Source organism: Emticicia sp. (assembly GCF_049241225.1).
GTDB lineage: Bacteria > Bacteroidota > Bacteroidia > Cytophagales > Spirosomataceae > Emticicia.
This window is the reverse complement of record NZ_JBMLRC010000039.1, coordinates 1-2,827: the sequence shown is the minus strand read 5'-3', so window position 1 is coordinate 2,827 and position 2,827 is coordinate 1. Positions and strand designations below refer to the sequence as shown.

The following is a 2,827-nucleotide window of genomic DNA, read 5'->3' as shown; positions in this document are numbered from 1 at the left end:
TAATACAATCTTATCAGGCGTATAATGAGTTTTTAGATAAAAAAAATCAGGAAAAGTACCTTTCGGATACCGCACCAGACTTTGTAATTTACGGTATCGAAAGTACCGATAACAAATATGCTGTTGGCGACGAAACACTGACTTTAGTTGCTCTTTTGCAACACTACGAACCAATAAAGACTTGGCCAAATCGTTTATTGCTAAAGAAGAAAGCACAAACCAAAACCTTAAAATTAGTAAAACAGCAAAGTACTGTTTGGGAAATGGGGAAACCGTTCGTTTTAAATTCGTTGATTAAAGCAGATTCTGCCAACCAAAAGCTGCTTTCGATTATAAAAGTAAAAACCACATACAATTGGTTTGGTAAATTACTAAATTTGTTCTTTCAGCCGCCGCATCTCAACATGGAATTGGCAACCAACAAAGGCGAAAAAACGGTTTATCGAACTGTGCCAATCTTGCTAAATAAAGGCCTAATTGTAAACGCAAAGATTGACAGCGTGAAGAATTTAAAACAATTCTTTGAGACTGGTTCGGTTGAAAATAAAAGCATTGAAACCGTAAAATTTGACGAAATTCTGAGAAGAAAAGCGGGTTTTGACAAGAAAATTGAGATTTTAGAAGAATTCTACGAATTAAAATAAAGTCCAAAATCTTTTGGGCTTACACAACTTTGCAAAATCAAAAAAACATATAAAACAATGAATTACAACCGCATTTACTGGTACCGCTTCAAGGGTGTTGACAAAGCTAAAAAAAAAATTATTTGGAAAGAAATCGCTAACTTCTTCCACCACAAACTTGGTTCTCCACAAAAAATATTAGATTCTGCTGGCGGAATGTGTGAATTTATCAACGCTTCTCCCTCACAAGAAAAATGGGTAATCGACATCGAAGAGTCAGTCAAAGATTTCGTTGAAGGTGACGTTAAAACCATCGTTGGTGACGTTTTGAAAGTAGATATTCCAAAAAATTATTTTGATGCGGTTTTTATCTCCAATTTTTTAGAACATTTAAGTAGCCAACAAGAAGTTGCTCATTTCTTAGGCAGAATGTACGAAAATATCAGACCTGGCGGCAAAATAGCAATCATCGGACCGAATTTTAAATACGCTTATAAAGAGTATTTTGATTTTGCCGACCATACTGTTATTCTTTCAGAATTAGCAGTTGAAGAACATTTATATGGTGCTGGTTTTGAGCTTCTTGAAACACATCCGAGGTTTTTACCACTTTCGTTCAGAGGTAAATTACCTGTTCATAAACTTTTGGCTCGATTGTATCTAAATATGCCCTTTATTTGGTTTTTATTTGGAAAACAATTTTTAATTATTGCCGAAAAGAAATAAACTATGCAAAAAGTTATCAATGCCGTTTGGTTTAAAATCGTTTACGTACTATTTCTTATAGTTTTACTATTTCCTTACTATCGTTTATCGGAAATACCACAAGCAGGCATTGATAACTCATGGCGTATTGGGCTTGAAATGGCAAAAGCAAAAAGCCTTATTTTTGGAAAAGACATTATCTATACTTACGGCCCTCTGGGCTATCTCACACAACGTTTTGCCATAGATACTCCTGCTTGGCATTTTTTTGTATTTGATATTTTCTTTTTCCTCAACATTGGTCTTTTGCTTTTCTTGGCCCTGCCGAAACAGACAAAAATTTACCAGTACACAATACATTTTGCTCTTACTATCGTCATTTCCTCACTTTTTGGTGAGTGGGTCATTTTTGCTTTATTTTTTGTTGGCATATTCAGTGGTTTAAAATTCTTATATACTCAGCAATTATGGATGCTTTATCACTCCATAATTATTGGCATTGTGGTTTTTTATACAAAAGCAAATTACGGAATCATAGCATTGGGCTTTGTTGCGGTGCTACTGGGTTACGCATTTTTTAGCAAACGTCTGACTTTCAAAAATCTAATTTTCGCCTTAGTTTTTACGCTTTCGGCTCTCGCCTTATCGGCTAAAATTCTTAACACTGATTTATTTGCCTATTCTTATTCGAGTATTCAGGCTACCAATGGCTATACTGAAGCTATGTCGGTGTATCCTGCCGATAGACTAAAAATAGTATTGGTTTCTTACCTCATTTTTGGTTTACTGATTGTAGCCTCGGTATTTTATATTGGCAAAGTCGCATTGAAATTTAAAACACTCACAGTCAGTCAGTTAGACAACGCTTTTATTATTTCCTGTGTATCCTTAATTTCATTCATCCTCATTAAATACTCTTTTGTACGGGCAGATGATGGACATATTACGGCATTCGTAAAACTGGCTAATCTACCTTTTTTATTACTACCTCTTTTTTGCACTGATAAACTAATGAAAAAGATAGGCTGGGGGCTGATTTCTTGTAATATTTTAGGTTATTTTTTATTCTACCAACCTGTTTTTGGCGAAGTTTCTTTGTCAGTTACCGCTAATTTGCATCGTAAGATTTATATTTTTAATCAGTATTTCAAAGAGGTAACAGCAGCTAAAAAAGATTATACAAAACCTACATTTCCCAAAGAAGTTTTATCAATCATAGGCAATAAAAGTGTCGATTTTATCCCTAATGAAATCTCAGAAATTTACTTTAATCGCTTAAATTACAATCCAAGACCTGCCATTCAATCGTACTTTGTTTACAACCCATTTTTACTTGAAAAAAACCAAGAAAAATATTTGTCGGCTACTGCACCCGATTTTGTGGTGTATAGTATTGAAAGCACCGACAATAAATACGCTTTTAGCGAAGAAACATCGACGCTACTTGCTCTTTTGCAACGCTACGAACCAATAAAGACTTGGCCAAATCGTTTATTACT

Annotated in this window: 3 protein-coding genes; all 3 read left to right on the top strand. The window is 34.5% G+C overall.

Annotated features, from left to right (window positions below; all coding sequences use genetic code 11):
- Positions 1 to 644 (top strand): hypothetical protein (locus ACOVO2_RS02465; RefSeq protein ID WP_421768451.1); only part of this gene is annotated, 644 nt, incomplete at its 5' end.
- A 57-nt stretch (positions 645 to 701) separates the two neighbouring features.
- Complete coding sequence (locus tag ACOVO2_RS02460; RefSeq protein ID WP_421768450.1) at positions 702 to 1,349, top strand: class I SAM-dependent methyltransferase; 648 nt, start codon at positions 702 to 704, stop codon at positions 1,347 to 1,349.
- Positions 1,350 to 1,352: 3 nt separating this feature from the next.
- Positions 1,353 to 2,827, top strand: a 1,475-nt coding sequence (locus ACOVO2_RS02455; RefSeq protein ID WP_421768449.1) for a hypothetical protein, incomplete at its 3' end; no start/stop codon positions are given.

Excerpts from the sequence above, each read along its gene's own strand:
- ACOVO2_RS02460 (WP_421768450.1), top strand. The coding sequence starts at position 702 with ATGAATTACAACCGCATTTACTGGTACCGCTTCAAGGGTGTTGACAAA.